This is a genomic window from Ruegeria sp. BE10, assembly GCF_056538905.1.
Genome location: NZ_JBQFTX010000003.1, coordinates 24,375 through 40,848, shown reverse-complemented (window position 1 = coordinate 40,848; position 16,474 = coordinate 24,375). Strand labels below are relative to the sequence as shown.

The 16,474-nt window shown below is 60.5% G+C and carries 14 protein-coding genes; 12 read left to right on the top strand and 2 right to left on the bottom strand.

Going from position 1 to position 16,474, the window contains the following annotated elements; translation table 11 throughout:
* Positions 1-280 precede the first annotated feature (280 nt).
* Complete coding sequence (locus ACR0M2_RS08320; protein ID WP_480637452.1) at positions 281-637, top strand: hypothetical protein; 357 nt, start codon at positions 281-283, stop codon at positions 635-637.
* A gap of 7 nt (positions 638-644) precedes the next feature.
* On the opposite strand, the gene ACR0M2_RS08315 is transcribed toward ACR0M2_RS08320, so the two are convergent.
* Complete coding sequence (locus ACR0M2_RS08315) at positions 645-1,580, bottom strand: 2-hydroxyacid dehydrogenase (RefSeq protein WP_480704581.1); 936 nt, start codon at positions 1,578-1,580, stop codon at positions 645-647.
* Between the two features lie 152 nt (positions 1,581-1,732).
* Between ACR0M2_RS08315 and ACR0M2_RS08310 the strand changes: the two genes are divergently transcribed.
* The 3 genes from ACR0M2_RS08310 to ACR0M2_RS08300 all read left to right on the top strand — a co-directional run bounded on the left by ACR0M2_RS08310 (position 1,733) and on the right by ACR0M2_RS08300 (position 4,180).
* On the top strand, positions 1,733-2,539 hold the full coding sequence (locus ACR0M2_RS08310; protein ID WP_480704579.1) for a thioesterase family protein: 807 nt from the start codon (positions 1,733-1,735) through the stop codon (positions 2,537-2,539).
* Positions 2,540-2,612: 73 nt separating this feature from the next.
* Positions 2,613-3,260 carry a DUF1007 family protein gene (locus ACR0M2_RS08305; protein WP_170379019.1) on the top strand — a complete coding sequence of 216 codons (648 nt, stop codon included), beginning with the start codon at positions 2,613-2,615 and terminating at the stop codon, positions 3,258-3,260.
* Entirely contained in the window at positions 3,245-4,180 is a 936-nt protein-coding gene (locus ACR0M2_RS08300; protein ID WP_480704577.1) for a nickel/cobalt transporter, read from the top strand. Before ACR0M2_RS08305 ends, ACR0M2_RS08300 begins: the two co-directional genes overlap by 16 nt.
* Here ACR0M2_RS08300 and truA read toward each other — a convergent pair.
* The gene (truA, locus tag ACR0M2_RS08295) at positions 4,177-4,944 is read right to left on the bottom strand and encodes a tRNA pseudouridine(38-40) synthase TruA (protein WP_480704575.1); all 768 of its coding nucleotides are present in this window, start codon (positions 4,942-4,944) and stop codon (positions 4,177-4,179) included. The genes ACR0M2_RS08300 and truA overlap by 4 nt on opposite strands.
* A 107-nt stretch (positions 4,945-5,051) precedes the next feature.
* Between truA and ACR0M2_RS08290 the strand changes: the two genes are divergently transcribed.
* The 8 genes from ACR0M2_RS08290 (at position 5,052) to ileS (ending at position 16,402) form a co-directional block, all read left to right on the top strand.
* Positions 5,052-6,464, top strand: a complete 1,413-nt coding sequence (locus ACR0M2_RS08290) for a YcjX family GTP-binding protein (protein WP_170362420.1) — start codon at positions 5,052-5,054, stop codon at positions 6,462-6,464.
* Positions 6,461-6,916, top strand: coding sequence for a GNAT family N-acetyltransferase (locus ACR0M2_RS08285; RefSeq protein ID WP_170362419.1), 456 nt, complete (start codon positions 6,461-6,463; stop codon positions 6,914-6,916). Before ACR0M2_RS08290 ends, ACR0M2_RS08285 begins: the two co-directional genes overlap by 4 nt.
* Positions 6,909-7,898, top strand: a complete 990-nt coding sequence (locus tag ACR0M2_RS08280) for a YcjF family protein (protein ID WP_170362418.1) — start codon at positions 6,909-6,911, stop codon at positions 7,896-7,898. Before ACR0M2_RS08285 ends, ACR0M2_RS08280 begins: the two co-directional genes overlap by 8 nt.
* A gap of 54 nt (positions 7,899-7,952) precedes the next feature.
* Entirely contained in the window at positions 7,953-8,663 is a 711-nt protein-coding gene (locus ACR0M2_RS08275; RefSeq protein ID WP_170362417.1) for a VIT1/CCC1 transporter family protein, read from the top strand.
* 93 nt (positions 8,664-8,756) lie between these two features.
* Positions 8,757-10,064: an SDR family oxidoreductase gene (locus tag ACR0M2_RS08270; protein ID WP_480704573.1), complete on the top strand. Its 1,308-nt coding sequence runs from the start codon at positions 8,757-8,759 to the stop codon at positions 10,062-10,064.
* Complete coding sequence (locus ACR0M2_RS08265; RefSeq protein ID WP_480704572.1) at positions 10,064-10,543, top strand: DUF2269 family protein; 480 nt, start codon at positions 10,064-10,066, stop codon at positions 10,541-10,543. The genes ACR0M2_RS08270 and ACR0M2_RS08265 overlap by 1 nt, the downstream gene beginning before the upstream one ends.
* 93 nt (positions 10,544-10,636) lie before the next feature.
* Positions 10,637-13,324 carry a DUF2339 domain-containing protein gene (locus tag ACR0M2_RS08260; protein WP_480704570.1) on the top strand — a complete coding sequence of 896 codons (2,688 nt, stop codon included), beginning with the start codon at positions 10,637-10,639 and terminating at the stop codon, positions 13,322-13,324.
* A gap of 165 nt (positions 13,325-13,489) precedes the next feature.
* A complete protein-coding gene (ileS, locus tag ACR0M2_RS08255) occupies positions 13,490-16,402 on the top strand; it encodes an isoleucine--tRNA ligase (protein WP_480704568.1) in 2,913 nt (970 codons plus the stop codon).
* Positions 16,403-16,474 lie beyond the last annotated feature (72 nt).

Genomic DNA, 16,474 nt, shown 5'->3' with positions numbered 1-16,474 from the left:
GGCGTAAGTGGTTAGCCAGTTGCGGGGTGGTTGCTGGTTCGCGTCTTTGCACAGTTGATCGTGGTTGTTTCGGTCCGCCCACGCACCATAAGGGGCACTCGTGCGGGGTAACTCAGTTGTGCCGGGCGAACGCCACGAATGGAATGCCATGCGAGTAGCGGCCTTAGACTGTCAAAAGAATTGTTCTGGATAGTTTTAGCGTTTGCCCAACAGGGCTTGGCCCCCGTTCGCTGCCGGTATAGTCTTGAATGCAAATCTATTTCAGCAAGGTGAGGCGATCATGAAAGCCTGGATTTCTTCTACATTTGTAGCTGTTGTTGTTCTGGCGGCAATCCCGACCGTGCAGGCCAAGCCGCTTTCCCGAATCATCGCAGAAATGGGGCTGACACCTGCAGATTTCGAGGTTGTGAACACAGCCGCTGACGCGATGCTGTCAGGCGCGACACCCCGGGTGGGTGAGGAAAGTTCCTGGGTGAACGAAGCCACCGGTTCGAAAGGCACGATTCGCGTCCGCGACGTACGTGACAACTGCGTACACCTGCAGCATTTCATTCGACCCGAAGGATCGGATCAGACTCGCGAGGTCAGAACCCGCCGGTGTCGCGACGCAGGCGGAAACTGGATCCTGACACCCTGATCTGGGTCTAGTAACCGCGGGTCCTGTCGACTTCGTGCAGCAAAAGGCCTCCGGCGCTCAGGCGGCGGAAATTCTCGCCCACATCAGCCAGCGCTTCTCCCAGATGCCAGCCCGACACGTGCGGCGTGATGGTGACACTGGGATGTGTCCAGAGCGGGCTGTCGGACGGAAGTGGTTCGGTCGAAGTCACGTCCAGCACCGCATGACCGGGTGTACCATGATCCAGCGCGACGATCAGGGCGGTTTCTTCAATCAGATCCCCGCGACCCGCGTTCAGTAACTGGCTACCTGGCTTCATTGCAGCCAGCATCCCTGCATCGAACAAACCGATTGTCTGCGGGGTCGAAGGCAGGATCGCGCAGACATGGTCGCACTGACCCAGCAGTTCTGGCAGAGCCGCGTCGCCATGCAGGCAGGTAACCCCATCGATCTGCTTGGCTGAGCGGCTCCAACCCATCACCTGAAACCCGACGGCGCGTAGCATTTTGGCGCTGCGGGCACCGATATGGCCCAGACCCAGCACACCTACCACGGTGTCTGGCGAATAGAGTGGTGCTCTGGGGGTCCATTCCGCGCGGTTTTGCGCCTTTTCATGAAAGGTCATGTGTCGTTGATGGCGCAGAACATAAGCGACGAACCATTCGGCAATACCCTGCGCGGGGGCGTCCGGTTTCAGCCGTGTTATACGCACATGCGTGGGCAGGTGCGGATTGCTGACGATGGTTTCGACCCCGGCGCCCAGTTTTTGCACCAGTTTCAGGTTGGGCAGCCGCTTGGGGTGATCGTTGCAAAGCACGACGACGGCGACCATCGTGATGTCGGTCGGATCACCAAGGGTTTCAGGCGTGCGTACATCCATGTCCGGGTGCAGCCGCCGAATGTCTTGGGCGATGTCGTTGTCGCTTATCCAGTCGGACAACCCGGTTTCGATCAGCAACGCCATGTCGCGCCCCCCTCTGCTTCAATTTGCCAGTGATAACGTGCCGTCACTGAACTGGACATCGTTGCCGCAGCTAAGTCATTCTTTGGCCCAAGGTAAAGCCCGGTCATCGGATCGGATGACCGGACACGCACAGAAAACTTTTGAGGCAGCGTATGAACGGGACACAAGACCTGAACCAACAGGCCTATTTTCATCTGCGCCCTGATGGCGCTTTTGTGGGCAATGACCCCGCCCGGGGGCCGTGGTCGGCCGATCACTGCCACGCCGGGCCTGTCAGCGGTCTGATCGTGCGTGCCGCGGAAACCGAGGTGGGACCGGAAAAGATGCTGACCCGCCTGACGGTCGATCTGCTGCGCCCACAACCCTTGGCAGGGCTGCGCGTGGCTGCCGAGACTACGCGCCACACCAAGACGCTGGCGACCACGCGGGTAACGGTTCACGATCTGGACGACACGCTCTGCGCCACCGCGACCACGATGCACTTGGCCCGCCGTAACCTGGGACCGGTCCCGAATGTCACGGTTGCTCCACCCCGGCTGGAAGATGCGGTGACGGGGCCATTTCCGATCGGTGAGATACGCCACGGTCTGCCGGGCTTCGCCAACCACTCAGAAGTGCTGTACCCGAAAGACGGCAATCAGGGCGCCGGTCCCAAGACGGTCTGGATGCGCACCCCGGCTTTGCTTGAGGGCGAGGACCCTTCGCCGATTCAGGCACTGTGCCCGCTGGCCGATTGTGGCAACGGCATCTCGTGGAACGCACCGACGACCGAGATGGGGTTCATGAACACCGATCTGACCGTGCAAATCCATCGCGAGCCGGGGTCGGATTGGCTGGCCTCAGAATCGCTGTGCCATTGGCAACCGTCGGGGATCGGAATGTCCCAGTCTGTATTGTATGACACGCAAGGCCCTGTCGGTACGGCCTTGCAAACACTAGTTCTGTTCCCACCAAAATGACCCTTTGGCCGGTTTTTGCGGATGCCGGTTGAATCGCATTGCTGCGCGTGATCACAGGCCCTATCTTTCATGCATGCGTTGGATTGTAACCCTATTGACTTGCTGCCTGCCGATCCCGGCCATGGCGCACCCGCATGTCTTTATCGACACCGGGCTGGAATTCATTGTGGATGACGCCGGCCAACTGACCCATGTGCGGGTGACCTGGGCTTATGATGAACTTTACTCGTTGTATCAACTTGAAGACATGAAATTGGATCAGGATTTCGACGGAGTTCTCACTGAAAATGAAGAGAAATTCCTGGCCGGTTTCGACGCACAGTGGATCGAAGGGTACAATGGCGATCTGGTTGTCTTTGCAGATGGCGTGCCCGTGTCGCTGTCCGGCCCATTGGAGCCGACAGCAACCACCGAAGATGGTCGTATCGTGACAACCCATTTGCGCGCGGTTGACGGCGACGCGGTGTCTGCATCTTCGCTGACGGCGAAGGCTTTTGATGAGACGTTCTACATTGCCTATGAACTGACCCGCCCGGTGACGGTGAGTGGCCCTGCGTCCTGTCAGATGGATCGGATCGACCCCGATATCGATGGTCAGCTGGCGCAGATGCAGGCCTTTTTGTTGACACTGGACGCCGATTACGACCTTGAGGAAAACGATATCCCGCTGGTCGGGGAAAACTTTGCGACCGAGATTTTCGTTTCATGTCCAAATACCTGATTGTTCCGGTTGCCATCGCCATTGCGTTGCTTCTGTGGTTTTGGGGCAGCGGTGGGTTTGACAGTCTGGCCGCGTGGGCGGCGGGTGAGCAGCGCGAGTTTCAGAACCAGATCGCCCGATCCTTACGCGCCGCACGGGCGGAACAGCCCGAGGCCGTCGCCACCCTGCTAACGGTTTGTTTTGCCTATGGGTTCTTTCATGCCATCGGTCCGGGCCATGGCAAGGTGCTGATCGGCGGTTACGGGCTAGGTCGTCGGGTCGCCTTTTGGCGGTTATCCGCGATCAGCGTTCTGTCCAGTTTGGGGCAGGCGGTGACAGCGGTTGTGCTGGTTTACGCAGGCGTTCTGGTGTTTCAGATGTCACGCGAAAGCCTTGTGGGAACGACCGAACAGGTCATGGCCCCGATCAGCTATGCTGCCATCGCCGCGATAGGTCTGTGGCTGGTGTTTCGCGCCATTCGCAGCTTTGCCCGCAGACACCGCAGTAACACAGCGCAAGCGCATCACGACCACGGTCATCACCATGGTCACGACCATCATCACGACCACGATGTCTGTTCAGATTGCGGCCATCGTCACGGCCCCTCAGCGGAAGAAGTAGCGCAGGTCGATAGTCTGCGCGAGGCGTTGCTGCTGATTGCCGGTATCGCGGCCCGACCCTGTACCGGGGCGCTGTTTGTGTTGATCCTGACTTGGCAGATGGGAATCGCGATGGTTGGCATCGCCGGGGCGTTTGCCATGGCGCTGGGCACGGCACTAGTCACGACTCTGGTCGGGTGGACGTCGTTCGGGTTGCGCGGGGGATTGCTGGCCTCTGCCTCAGCCACAAGGTTTGCATCTGTGCTGGCCCCGACCATTGAATTGGTGGCGGGGCTGACGATAGCGGTGATTGCCAGCGGTCTGCTTCTGCGCACGATTTAACCGAAGACCGGTTCCGGATACCCGACCCGCGCTAGGTACAAGCCCTGCGGCGGGCATACCGGCCCACAGGCGGCGCGATCAGCGGCCTGCAGCGCGTGGCACACATCTTCGGGCGTCCACGCGCCCGCGCCGACACGCTCCAGCGTCCCGACGAAGCTGCGCACCTGATTGTGCAGGAACGACCGGGCGCGCACGTGGAAATGTATCTCGGGTCCGGAAAAGCCCTCAACCTGTTCAACCCGCAGCTCATCGAGTGTTTTGACCGGGCTGGCGGCCTGACAGATGGATGAGCGGAAGGTGGTGAAATCATGCCTCCCAATCAACATATCCGCCCCGGCTTGCATGGCATCGACATCCAGCTGGTGATTGATCTGCCAGACCTGCCCGGCGTCATGGGTCGCGGGCGCGCGACGCATCAGGATGCGGAACAGGTATTGCCTCTCTAACGCGGAAAACCGGGCGTGCCAGTCATCGTCAACCTGTGCGGCTTTGACGATGGCCACCGGTTGCGGCTTGAGGTGATAGTTCAGCGCCTCAGACAGGCGGAACGGGTCCCAATCCTTGACCAGATCGCAATGGGCGACTTGACCCAGCGCATGAACGCCCGCATCGGTGCGGCCCGCTGCAGCAATGGTGTGATCACCGGGTTGAATTCGCGACAAGGCCTGTTCGATTGCTCCCTGCACAGACGGCAATTCCTTTTGCCGCTGCCACCCGGCAAACGGTTCCCCTTGGTATTCGACTTTCAGCGCGTATCTAGGCATGGGCTGCTCGTAGCGCGCCGCGCGGGAACGGGCAAGAGTGGGAAAGCGCTGGTATGTACGGCGCCCTCTACCTATCTTGAGCGAAACGATAAAAGCGGGGCGACAGTTTGGTCATCTCATCCCTGGCAGACAGTCTTGTGCGCGGTGTCGAATCCGTGGGCGACCGTGTGTCTGAAACTCTGTTTGAACCGGTCATCCGTCTGGGCGTTACCGGGTTGGCGCGGTCGGGAAAGACGGTGTTCATCACTTCCCTAGTTGCGAATCTGCTGGACCGGGGGCGTATGCCAGGATTGGTCGCGCAGCAGGAGGGCCGCATCAATTCGGTCTACTTACAACCCCAGCCGGACGATACGGTGCCGCGCTTTGATTATGAAAACCACCTGGCGGCGCTGACCGGGCCGCAGCCTCATTGGCCAGATAGCACGCGCGCCGTGTCCGAGCTGCGCCTTTCCTTCAAGGCCCGTCCGGCTGGGTTGCTTGCGGGTCTGCAGGGGCCGCGCACGGTTCATCTGGATATTGTGGACTATCCGGGTGAGTGGCTGCTGGATCTGGCCCTGCTGGATAAATCATACGAGGCCTGGTCAGCCGAAACCTTAAACCGTATCGAAACGCGGACCGAAGCGGCCGCGTATTTGACGCAGGCCCGGGTGGCAAACCCTGCGGATGTTCATGACGAACCCACGGCTCAGGCGTTGGCCAAAGCCTTTGCTGCGTATTTGAACGCCGCACGGGATGCAGGCTTTTACGACTGTACGCCGGGGCGGTTTCTACTGCCCGGCGATCTGGCGGGTTCTCCGGTGCTGACCTTTGCGCCATTGCCAGTGGAGGGCCACGCACCGCGCCGCAGCCTGCACCGCGAAATGGCGCGGCGGTATGAGGCGTATAAATCGCAAGTGGTGAAACCCTTCTTTCGCGATCATTTCTCGCGGATCGACCGTCAGGTGGTTCTGGTCGATGCGCTGGGTGCAATCCACAAGGGGCCGCAAGCGGTTGAGGATATGCGACGCGCGATGGCCGATATCCTTTCGGCCTTTCGACCGGGGCGCAATGCGTGGCTCAGCCAGTTGCTGTTGGGCAAGCGGGTTGAACGTATCCTGTTCGCAGCCACCAAGGCCGATCACCTGCACCACACGCAGCATCCTCGCCTAACCCATATCATGGAGGCTCTGACCCGCGATGCCCGCGACCGGGCCAGCTTTGCCGGGGCCGAGACGGCGGCGCTGTCGCTGGCCGCCCTGCGTGCCACGACCGAGGAAATCCGGACGCATAACGGGGCGGATCTGCCTTGTGTGCGTGGAACGTTGCTGAACGGCAAACAGGCGGCCTTTTATCCCGGTGATCTGCCTGATGACCCGGCGCATTTACTGGGTCCGGCCCGTAACGGGGCTGAAAGCTGGTTGGATAAGGATTTTGGGTTTATGGCCTTTGCGCCTGCGCATCTGACCTTGCGTCCGGGCGATGGCCCGCCCCATATCCGGTTGGACCGTGCCACGCAGTTCCTGATCGGAGACCGCCTGTGACCGTGACTCTCCGCCCCGCTCGTACCACGGATGCCGGAAAGATCGGAGAGATCCTGCACGGCTTTTCGCGCGAAAACGATTGGATGCCCGAGCTACATACCTGCGCTGAAACCATCGCCTTTTGCGGTTGGATGATCGATCTAGGGTGGGTCACGGTGGCCGAAACCGATACTGGCGTTGTGGGATTTCTTGCGCTCAATGAAACAGAAGTTCATTCCCTGTATTTGACACCGCCAGAATGTGGACAAGGCATTGGACAGCGCTTGTTGGACCACGCCAAGTCCGATCAGATCGAACTGTCCCTTTTTGCGTTTCAGGCCAACCACGGGGCGTGCCGGTTCTATGAGCGCAACGGTTTTGCCGAAGTTGCCCGCAGCGACGGGGCCGATAACGATGAAAATCTGCCAGACATCAAATATGTCTGGCGGCGGAAAGGGGTGGCGGATGGCTAAAGGTCCGGTACTGATTGATCTCGATACGGAAGAACCTGCTGCCGACGTCGCACAGGCTCCGCCGGTCCCCGATATTGAGCCACCTCAAGGTCAGGCGATGCAAGTGGCCGCCCGCTTGGCTGCGCGGAAACCCTCGGTTCTATCACGATGGTTTTGGGGTCTGGCGCTGGCCGTGATTGGCGCGGTGGTTTCTGTTGCCGCATGGGATTTCGCCACCTCGCTGTTGTTGCGGTCACCGATATTGGGCTGGGTTGTAACTGGTCTGATCGGTGCGTTGGTTCTGGTCGCCCTGATCATCACCCTACGGGAGCTGGCAGCCATCGGGCGCTTGTCCCGCGTGGATGGGATGCGCCGCGCCGCAGATGCCGCGTTGGCTGAGGCGGATTTGGCACAGGCCCGTGCGGTCACCAACCGCCTGATCGCGTTTTACAAAGGGCGCGAAGAAACCCGGTGGGGCCGTGACCGTCTGGCTGAACGGATGGAAGAGCAATTCGACGCCTCAACCCTGCTGACCTTGGCCGAGGACGAATTGCTGGCCCCTCTGGACGCTGCCGCCAGCCGTGAGGTTGAGGCCGCCGCCCGTCAGGTTGCCACGGTGACCGCACTGGTGCCCTTAGCGTTGGCCGATGTTGTGACGGCGCTTGCGGCCTCATTACGGATGATCCGTCGGGTTGCTGAGATTTATGGCGGACGCGCTGGATTTCTGGGCAGCTGGCGCCTGACCCGTGCAGTGTTCGTGCATCTGGTGGCGACCGGGGCCGTGGCCGTGGGTGATGATCTGCTGGAACCTATTCTGGGCGGATCGGTCCTTAGCAAACTGTCGCGCCGGTTTGGCGAGGGGCTGGTGAACGGCGCGCTCAGCGCGCGGGTTGGTGTGGCTGCGATGGAGGTCTGCCGACCACTGCCGTTTTCCGACCGGCACAAGCCATCTACGCGTGGGATGATCAAACGCGCGCTCAGCGGGTTGTTTTCCAAAACTTGACCTGACGCAAAGTCCTGTGGCCCGCTGGTGTGCATAACAAAGCCGGAGCCAGCCATGACCGATCACGGACACAGCCAGCAGGAAATCGCCGCGCGGATCAATGCGCCTCCGGGGCGAGGGGTGCTGCGGGACGTGGTGTATGGCGGTATCGACGGATCGGTCACCACCTTTGCCATCGTGGCCGGGGTTGCCGGAGCGGGGCTTTCGCCGTTCATCATCGTGGCGCTGGGGCTTGCCAATGTTCTGGCCGACGGGTTTTCCATGGCTGCCGGGAATTACTCGGGCACCAAGGCCGAGTTGGACAACATCCGCCGCATCCGCGCCATCGAGGAACGCCACATCAGCCTTTACCCAGAGGGCGAGCGCCGCGAGGTGCGCGAGATACTAGCCCAAAAGGGCCTGTCGGGCGACGTTCTGGATGACGCCACCGATGCAATCACCGCCAACCACGACAATTGGATCAACCTGATGGTCGAAGGCGAATACGGGTTGGGCAGCGTCGACCCCCATCCGTTTAAAGCTGCCATGGCGACCTTCATCGCCTTTCTTGTCGCGGGCATGGTGCCATTGCTGCCATTCCTTTTATCGGTCGATCATGCCTTTGCCATCTCGGCCTGCATGACGATGGGGGTTTTCTTTGCCATTGGGGCCTTCAAAGCCCATTGGTCGCTGTCCCCGTGGTGGCGGTCCGGGCTCGAAACCTTTTTGATCGGCGGTGCAGCGGCCTTGATCGCTTATCTTGTCGGCTCGCTGTTTCACCCCTGACGGCCAAGATTGTCGCAGTGAGTCCCATAGGGCTGGTCAATTGTTGGCCAACGGTTACGCTGCCGCAGACAGGTTCATCGGGTTGAGCAACCATTGCGGATTGAGAATAAAAATGTCCTGGTTTTAGGGGCTTATGGCTTTATCGGTGCTGCGGTGACGCGGTCTCTGCAAGCCGAGGGCGCGCATGTAGCGGCCTTTGTGCGTAACTTGAAAACCGGGGCGCAGGTTCTACCGGATGTCACGCAGGTGCAAGGCGATTTGCGGGCTTGTCGGCAGCCCAAGGACTGGGTCGCGCATCTGGAGCACGTTGACTGTGTTGTGAACTGTGCAGGAGCATTGCAGGATGGTCCCGCCGATGATCTCGAGGCTGTGCATCACACCGCCATTGCGGCCTTGGGGCAAGCCTGCGCGCAAAGGGGCATTGCGGTGGTTCAAATCTCGGCTATTGGTGCCGACCTCGATGCAGAAACGGATTTCATGCGCACCAAGGCGGCTGGGGACGCTGCGCTGCGGGCCTGTGATGTGCCGCTTTGGATTATCAAACCCGGTCTGGTGATCGGGCAATCCGATTATGGCGGAACAGCGCTGCTGCGCATGCTGGCAGCGGTTCCTATGGTACAACCCATCGCGTATCCGCATGTTTTGGTTCAATGCGTCGGCATGTCGGACCTGTGCCGTGCCGTGACCGCAGCCGTGGCCGATGAGGTCCCACAGGGCACTTACGATCTGGTCGAAGACACGCCCGCCCCACTGTCTGAGGTCCTGGCCGAGACACGGCGCTGGATGGGTTTTCCCGCAGCGCGATTCACTGTGAGAATGCCGGCGGTTGTTACAGCCATAATCGCACGCGGCGCTGATGCGTTGGGCCATTTGGGTTGGCGCTCGCCTCTGCGCAGCAATGCGATGACCGTGATGGGCGAGGGTGTGGTTGGTGATCCGGAACCATATCGCGCCGCAACAGGCCGGTCACTGGCACCCTTGCCCCAGGTTTATGCGGGCCTGACTTGCGCCCGTGAACATCGGCTGGTTGCGCGAATGTCCTTGCTGATGCCACTGGTCGTCGCCGCGCTCAGCCTGTTCTGGCTGCTGTCCGGCCTTTTCGGGCTGATTGGTCTGCCTAAGGCTACATCGGTTCTGACCGTGGCCGGGTGGAGCACCGGAATGGCCGTTGCCAGCGTTTTGTTCTGGTCATTGGTCGACAATTTTCTGGGGCTTGCGATCCTGTGGCGACCGTGGGCTGCGCGCGCCTGTCTGGCGCAGGTCGCGGTGGCCTTGTTCTATTTGCTGGCGGCCAGTTTCACCGTACCCGGCCTGTGGCTGGACCCGCTTGGCCCGTTGATCAAAATCCTGCCGGCGATGACCTTGTCGCTTATCGCCTGGCCCCTGTTGCAGAGCCGCTGATGGACCCTGAACTGATCCTGCGTTGGTTACACGTTATCGGCGCCTGCGTCCTGTTGGGCACGGGGGCAGGCATCGCGTTTTTCATGCTGATCGCGCATCGTTCTGGTGACGCCAGGTTCATCGCGCAGACCGCAGGAACCGTGGTGCTGGCCGATCTGCTGTTCACGGCAACGGCGGTTTTACTGCAACCGGTGACAGGCGGATTGCTGGCGTGGCGGTTGGGCTGGCCTTTGACCGAAGGTTGGGTTTTGGCCTCGCTGGTGCTCTATGCGGTTGCGGGGGCGTTTTGGTTGCCGGTGGTGTGGATACAGGTTCGAATGCGCAGGTTGGCGCAGGCCTCTGCAGATGCGGACGCGTCGCTGCCTTGGGCTTATCACCGTCTGTTCCGCATCTGGTTCGCCTGCGGATTTCCTGCCTTTGCGTCGGTTTTGATTATCATCTGGCTGATGATCGCCCGCCCGTCGATTGGTTGGGTGTAGCCCTAAAGACCGACAAGCAATTTATCGGGAATTCTGGCTGTTGCTGACTGTGCGCCTCGGGTAGCCTGACATCGAAACCGCCCGGAGAACCCATTGGAATCCCTTCTTGTCCTTGTCGGATTGATCGTGCTGGCCATTCCGGTCACCATCGTTGTGCTGTTAGTCAACCATACACGCCTACGTCGACGGGTTGAGCATCTGGAGCGCCAAATACTGTCCCTTGGCTGCGATGCGCCGGAACCGCAGCAGGTTGAGCCGCACAAACCGACCGAAAAGCCGGACAGGGCATCAAAACCCGCCCCATGGTCTGCAGCCAAGGCGCAATCGGTCAAACCTGTGGCCGAGCAAACGCCACCCGCAGCCGTTGTCTTCCGCGAGGATCGTCTGGCCGCGCTGACAATCTGGCTGCGCGAGAACTGGTTCTATGCGGTCTCGGCCCTGTCGCTGGCGCTGGCGGGGATATTTCTGGTTCAGTACGGCGTTGAAAGCGGGCTGTTGCCGCCATTCGCTCGTGTGATCGCGGCGTTGCTTTTCGGTGCAGTGCTGATTGTTGCTGGCGAGGTCATCCGGCGCAGATATGGTGATGACGAAAGCACAGCGACTGCCTATCTGCCGTCGGTCTTTTCCGGTGCTGGGCTGGTCACGCTGTTCGGAGGCGTTCTGGCCGCGCGGCAGCTTTATGACCTGATCGGCCCCGAGGTCGCTTTGACCGCAATGGTCGCGGTTGCGCTGGTGGGATTGGTTTTGGGCTGGTTTCACGGCCCTTTGCTGGCCGCTGTCGGATTAATTGGTGCGTTTTCTGCCCCCTTCGTGGTTGGTGGCACGTCAGAGAACCCAAGCTGGCTGTATGCCTATTTCGTTGTCATCGCTGTTCTGGGTCTGGGCATCGACACGGTGCGGCGTTGGGCATGGATTTCGGTCCTGACCTTGTTTGGGGCCTACACAACTTGCCTGCTGCTGGTGTTGTCTTCGCCCCTGACCGAGGCCGCATACTTGATTTGCGTGACGGCATTGGCTGTGATCGCCATCGCAATTCCGGTCCGGCGCGTTTGGCCCAATCATGGCGGGTCGATGATCTGCGAAATCGTTAGCCGGAAAAAGGGCGATGCGTGGCCGGAATTCCCGACCCGACTGGGCTTTGGCGCGGTCGCTGTCAGCTCGGCGATTGTGTCGCTGCACTGGGCGGACAGTGTTGATGAGTTCTGGTTGGGCGTTGTTCTGCTATCCGGGATGACCCTTGGATTGATGTTCTGGGCACAGCGGGCCGAAGCGTTGCAGGATGCTACGGCACTGCCTGCGCTTGGTCTCGTCTGGTTTGTCCTGATGCATGGCTTGGACAACGGGATCGTTTTGCGCCAGTTTGCCGAGACCTTTGCAGAAACGCCCGAGGCTGACTTTCCTTGGGTGGCAACCATTCTCATCGCCCTTGGCGTGGTGATTTCGATCACTGCGGCATGGCGGTCGATGAATGCGCAAAGATACGCGGCAATCTGGGCCGGAGCAGCGGCGGTGTTTGCCCCCGCGTTGGCCATCGCGATTGAGGTCGGCTGGCATCCGGCCCACGTCGTCGGGGCATACCCTTGGGCCTTGCACGCAATTGCGCTGGGCGTGCTGATGGTCGTTCTGGCGGAACGCTTTGCACGCGCGGATGGCGAGGACCGGATGCGTCCGGCGCTGGCTACGATATCAGCCCTGTCCTGCCTGAGTTTTGCCTGCATCATTGTTCTTAGCTCGGCCGCGTTAACCATTGCGCTGGTTGTGATGGTCGTGATGGCAGCGGCGCTGGACCGCCAATTCAATCTGCCACCGATGACTTGGTTCATCTGGGCAGGCGTATTCACAGTTACCGTTCGGTTGGTTCTGACACCGGGCCTTGCCTGGGCCAGCTATGCACCGGTGCCCGAGATGGCGCTGGTGTATGGCGGGGCCACTTTGGGATTTGTGATCGGGTGGTTGCTACTGCGGCCGATGCATCGCCCGGTGGCGAGCCTGTTGTTGGAAAGCGCGGCTTGGGCAACCGGGGGCATTCTGCTGTCCTTGCTTTTGGAGCGCTGGCTGCAAAGCTTTGGCGAAGGCAACGCCACCAACAGCCACTGGGGGTTGGGCTTGCTGGCGATCATCTGGCTGCTTCTGGCCTTCGCGCAAGTCCAGCGGTTGGAGCTGGGGGGTAAGCTGAACTACGTCCGCTATCTGCTGGCCGCGTTCTTTGCCAGCCACGGCTTGTTGCGTCTGGCGCAGGCGGTGGTCGAGGCGAACCCACTGCTCGGCACAGCCGTGCCACCGGTTCTGGGACCGCCGGTTCTGAATACGCTGGCGGTGGCCTATCTGCTGCCTGCGCTGATTATCGGTTTCTCGGTCTGGCGCATTTACGCAACCCCGCTTTGGCTAAAGCGTGCCAGTTGGGGATTGACCAGTGTACTTGCCGCCCTTTGGCTGGGGTTGATGATCCGCCATGTTTGGCAGGGCGCCGCTGGGATGTATGAAGGCAACGGCGTGACACAGCCCGAACTTTACACCTACACCATGGCTCTGCTGGCGATTGGTGCGGTGCTGTTCTACCAATCGCTGGCGCGCCGATCCGACCTGATGCGCAAGGCGGGTCTGGTGGTGATCGGACTGGCCGTGGCCAAGGTGTTCCTGATCGATATCGCTGGCCTGGGTGGGCTGATCCGGGTGTTCTCGCTGCTGGCGCTGGGCCTGGCATTGGCAGGGCTGGCATGGCTGAACCGATGGGCCAAGCTGCGCCATTCGCCGCAGGACCCGGAACCTCTGGACCATTGAGGGCGGGCGTCCTATAAGCGCGGCCATGTATGACCGGATGGCCATCATTATTCGAATTATATCCCCGGCGCTCTGACCCATTGAGACGCCGGGCAAAGGTGTTTGAGACTTCGCACCGACCGCTTCGAGCCATAAGACGACCAGATCATCCAAAGGACGCCCCCAATGTGCGCCGACACGATCCAGACACCTGATTACAAAGACACGCTGAACCTGCCCAAAACCGACTTCCCCATGCGCGCCGGCCTGCCCAAACGCGAGCCCGCATGGCTGGAGCGGTGGGAGACCATCGGCGTCTATGACCGCTTGCGTGAAAAAGAAAACCGCACGCCCTTTACCCTGCATGACGGCCCCCCCTACGCCAACGGCCACCTGCATATCGGCCACGCGCTGAACAAGACGATCAAGGATATGATCGTCCGGTCCCATCAGATGATGGGTCATGATGCGCGCTATGTGCCCGGCTGGGATTGCCACGGCCTGCCAATCGAATGGAAGATCGAGGAACAATACCGCAAGAAGGGCAAGAACAAGGATGAGGTGAACATCGTCGATTTCCGCCAGGAGTGCCGGAAGTTCGCCGAAGGCTGGATCGACATCCAGCGCGAAGAGTTCAAGCGTCTGGGCATCACCGGCAACTGGCCCGATCCCTACATCACCATGGATTACCATGCCGAAGCCGTGATCGCGGACGAGTTCATGAAGTTCCTGATGAACGGCACGCTCTATCAGGGCTCGAAACCCGTGATGTGGTCGCCCATCGAAAAGACCGCGCTGGCCGAAGCTGAGGTCGAGTATCACGACAAGGAAAGCTTCACCATCTGGGTGAAGTTCAAAGTCGTGAATGCAGGCGACTTGGATGATGCTTTTGTCGTGATCTGGACGACGACTCCATGGACCATGCCGTCGAACAAGGCGGTCGTGTACGGTAAGGACATCTCCTACGGCCTGTACGAAGTCACCGACGCACCTGAGGAATGCTGGGCCAGTGTCGGCGACAAGTTCTTGCTGGCAGACAACCTTGCCGCTGACGTGTTGGGCCGCGCCCGTCTAAACGACGATCAGTGGACCCGCGTCCGCGACGTGACGACGGATGAGTTGGCCAATGTTCAACTGACCCACCCGCTGGCCGGTGCCGAAGGTGGCGACGGCGAATGGGATGACATCCGCGACTTCCGTGCCGCTGAATTCGTGACCGATACCGAAGGCACTGGCTTCGTCCACTGCGCGCCGTCGCACGGGATGGAGGAATTCGAACTTTACCGCGATCTGGGCATGCTTGAGCAGGTCATCACTTACAACGTGATGGATGACGGCTCGTTCCGCGCCGATCTACCGTTCTTTGGTGGAAAATACATCCTGTCCCGCAAGGGTGGCGAAGGTGACGCCAATAAGGCCGTGATCGACAAGCTGGTCGAAGTCGGTGGTCTGCTGGCACGCGGCAAGATCAAGCACAGCTATCCGCATTCGTGGCGCTCGAAAGCTCCGATCATCTATCGCAACACGCCGCAGTGGTTTGCCTCGGTCGACCGCAAGCTGGATGACGGCATGGGCGAGATGGGCGACACCATCCGCGAACGTGCCTTGCGGTCCATCGACGAACTGGTGAAATGGACGCCGCAGACCGGTCGCAACCGCCTGTATTCCATGATCGAAGCGCGCCCGGATTGGGTTCTGTCTCGCCAGCGTGCTTGGGGCGTACCGCTGACATGTTTCACCAAGAAGGGCGCGCTGCCGACTGACGCGGACTATCTGCTGCGTAACGATGACCTGAACGCCCGCATTAAGGGAGCGTTCGAGAAAGACGGCGCGGATATCTGGTACACCGACGGGTTCAAAGAGAAAATCCTCGACGGCATCGCCAACCCCGACGACTACGATCAGGTGTTCGATGTGCTGGACGTGTGGTTTGACTCCGGCTCAACCCACGCTTTCGTTCTGCGAGACCGTGAAGATGGGACCGAGGACGGTATCGCCGATGTCTATATGGAAGGCACTGACCAACACCGTGGGTGGTTCCATTCGTCAATGCTGCAGGCCTGCGGCACCAAGGGCCGTGCGCCCTATCGCAATGTGGTAACCCATGGCTTCACGCTGGACGCCAAGGGCAACAAAATGTCCAAGTCGCTGGGCAACACCATCGTGCCGGAAGAGGTCGTCAAACAATACGGCGCCGATATCCTGCGCTTGTGGGTGGCTCAGACCGACTATACCGCTGACCAGCGGATCGGGCCGGAAATCCTGAAAGGTACCGCCGACAGCTATCGCCGCCTGCGCAACACCATGCGGTTCATGCTGGGCTCGCTGGCTGACTTCACCGAAGCGGATCGGGTTGATCCGGCGGATATGCCACGTTTGGAACGCTGGGTTCTCAGCCGCCTGGCCGATCTGGATGAGCAGGTTCGCAAGGGCTATGCGTCCTTCGATTTCCAGGGCGTGTTCAGCGCGGTCTTCACTTTTGCCACCGTTGACCTGTCATCGTTCTATTTCGACGTCCGTAAGGATGCGCTGTACTGCGACGGCGACACCCTGCGCCGCCGCGCTGCGCGCACCGTGTTGGATATCCTGTTCCACCGCCTGACCACATGGCTGGCCCCGGTTCTGGTCTTCACCATGGAAGAGGTTTGGCTGGAGCGGTTCCCCGGCGACGACAGTTCGATTCATCTGGTGGATTTCCCGGATACTCCCACCGAGTGGCGCGATACGGAGCTGGAAACCAACATGGCCAAGGTTCGCCGTGTGCGCCGAGCTGTAACCGCCGCGCTGGAAATCCAACGTCAGGACAAGGTGATCGGATCCAGTCTCGAAGCCGCCCCGATCGTACATGTCGAGGATGGCGACACCCGTGACCTGCTGGCGACCTTCGACGTGGATGACATGTGCATCACGTCCGGATTGACCGTCACTGGCGACCCGGCCCCGGCCGAGGCGTTCCGCGTGCCGGAAATCGAAGGCGTCGCGGTGCTGTTCGAAAAGGCCGAGGGCGACAAATGTCAGCGTTGCTGGAAAATCCTGCCCGATGTGGGCCGCCACGCCCATGAAGGCGTCTGCGGACGCTGCGACGAGGCGCTGAGCTAATCTTTGAACCCCCGGCCCACACGCCGGGGGTTTTCTCTTCTTGCGCCCAGCCTGGCGATCTGAAACGCTGCG

What these genes read in the sequence shown, in the direction of transcription:
- ACR0M2_RS08265 (WP_480704572.1), top strand. Translation starts at nt 10,064, where the DNA reads ATGGACCCTGAACTGATCCTGCGTTGGTTACACGTTATCGGCGCCTGC.
- ACR0M2_RS08300 (WP_480704577.1), top strand. Translation starts at nt 3,245, where the DNA reads ATGTCCAAATACCTGATTGTTCCGGTTGCCATCGCCATTGCGTTGCTT.
- ACR0M2_RS08280 (WP_170362418.1), top strand. Translation starts at nt 6,909, where the DNA reads ATGGCTAAAGGTCCGGTACTGATTGATCTCGATACGGAAGAACCTGCT.
- truA (WP_480704575.1), bottom strand. Translation starts at nt 4,944, where the DNA reads ATGCCTAGATACGCGCTGAAAGTCGAATACCAAGGGGAACCGTTTGCC.
- ACR0M2_RS08320 (WP_480637452.1), top strand. Translation starts at nt 281, where the DNA reads ATGAAAGCCTGGATTTCTTCTACATTTGTAGCTGTTGTTGTTCTGGCG.
- ileS (WP_480704568.1), top strand. Translation starts at nt 13,490, where the DNA reads ATGTGCGCCGACACGATCCAGACACCTGATTACAAAGACACGCTGAAC.
- ACR0M2_RS08275 (WP_170362417.1), top strand. Translation starts at nt 7,953, where the DNA reads ATGACCGATCACGGACACAGCCAGCAGGAAATCGCCGCGCGGATCAAT.
- ACR0M2_RS08315 (WP_480704581.1), bottom strand. Translation starts at nt 1,580, where the DNA reads ATGGCGTTGCTGATCGAAACCGGGTTGTCCGACTGGATAAGCGACAAC.
- ACR0M2_RS08305 (WP_170379019.1), top strand. Translation starts at nt 2,613, where the DNA reads ATGCGTTGGATTGTAACCCTATTGACTTGCTGCCTGCCGATCCCGGCC.
- ACR0M2_RS08310 (WP_480704579.1), top strand. Translation starts at nt 1,733, where the DNA reads ATGAACGGGACACAAGACCTGAACCAACAGGCCTATTTTCATCTGCGC.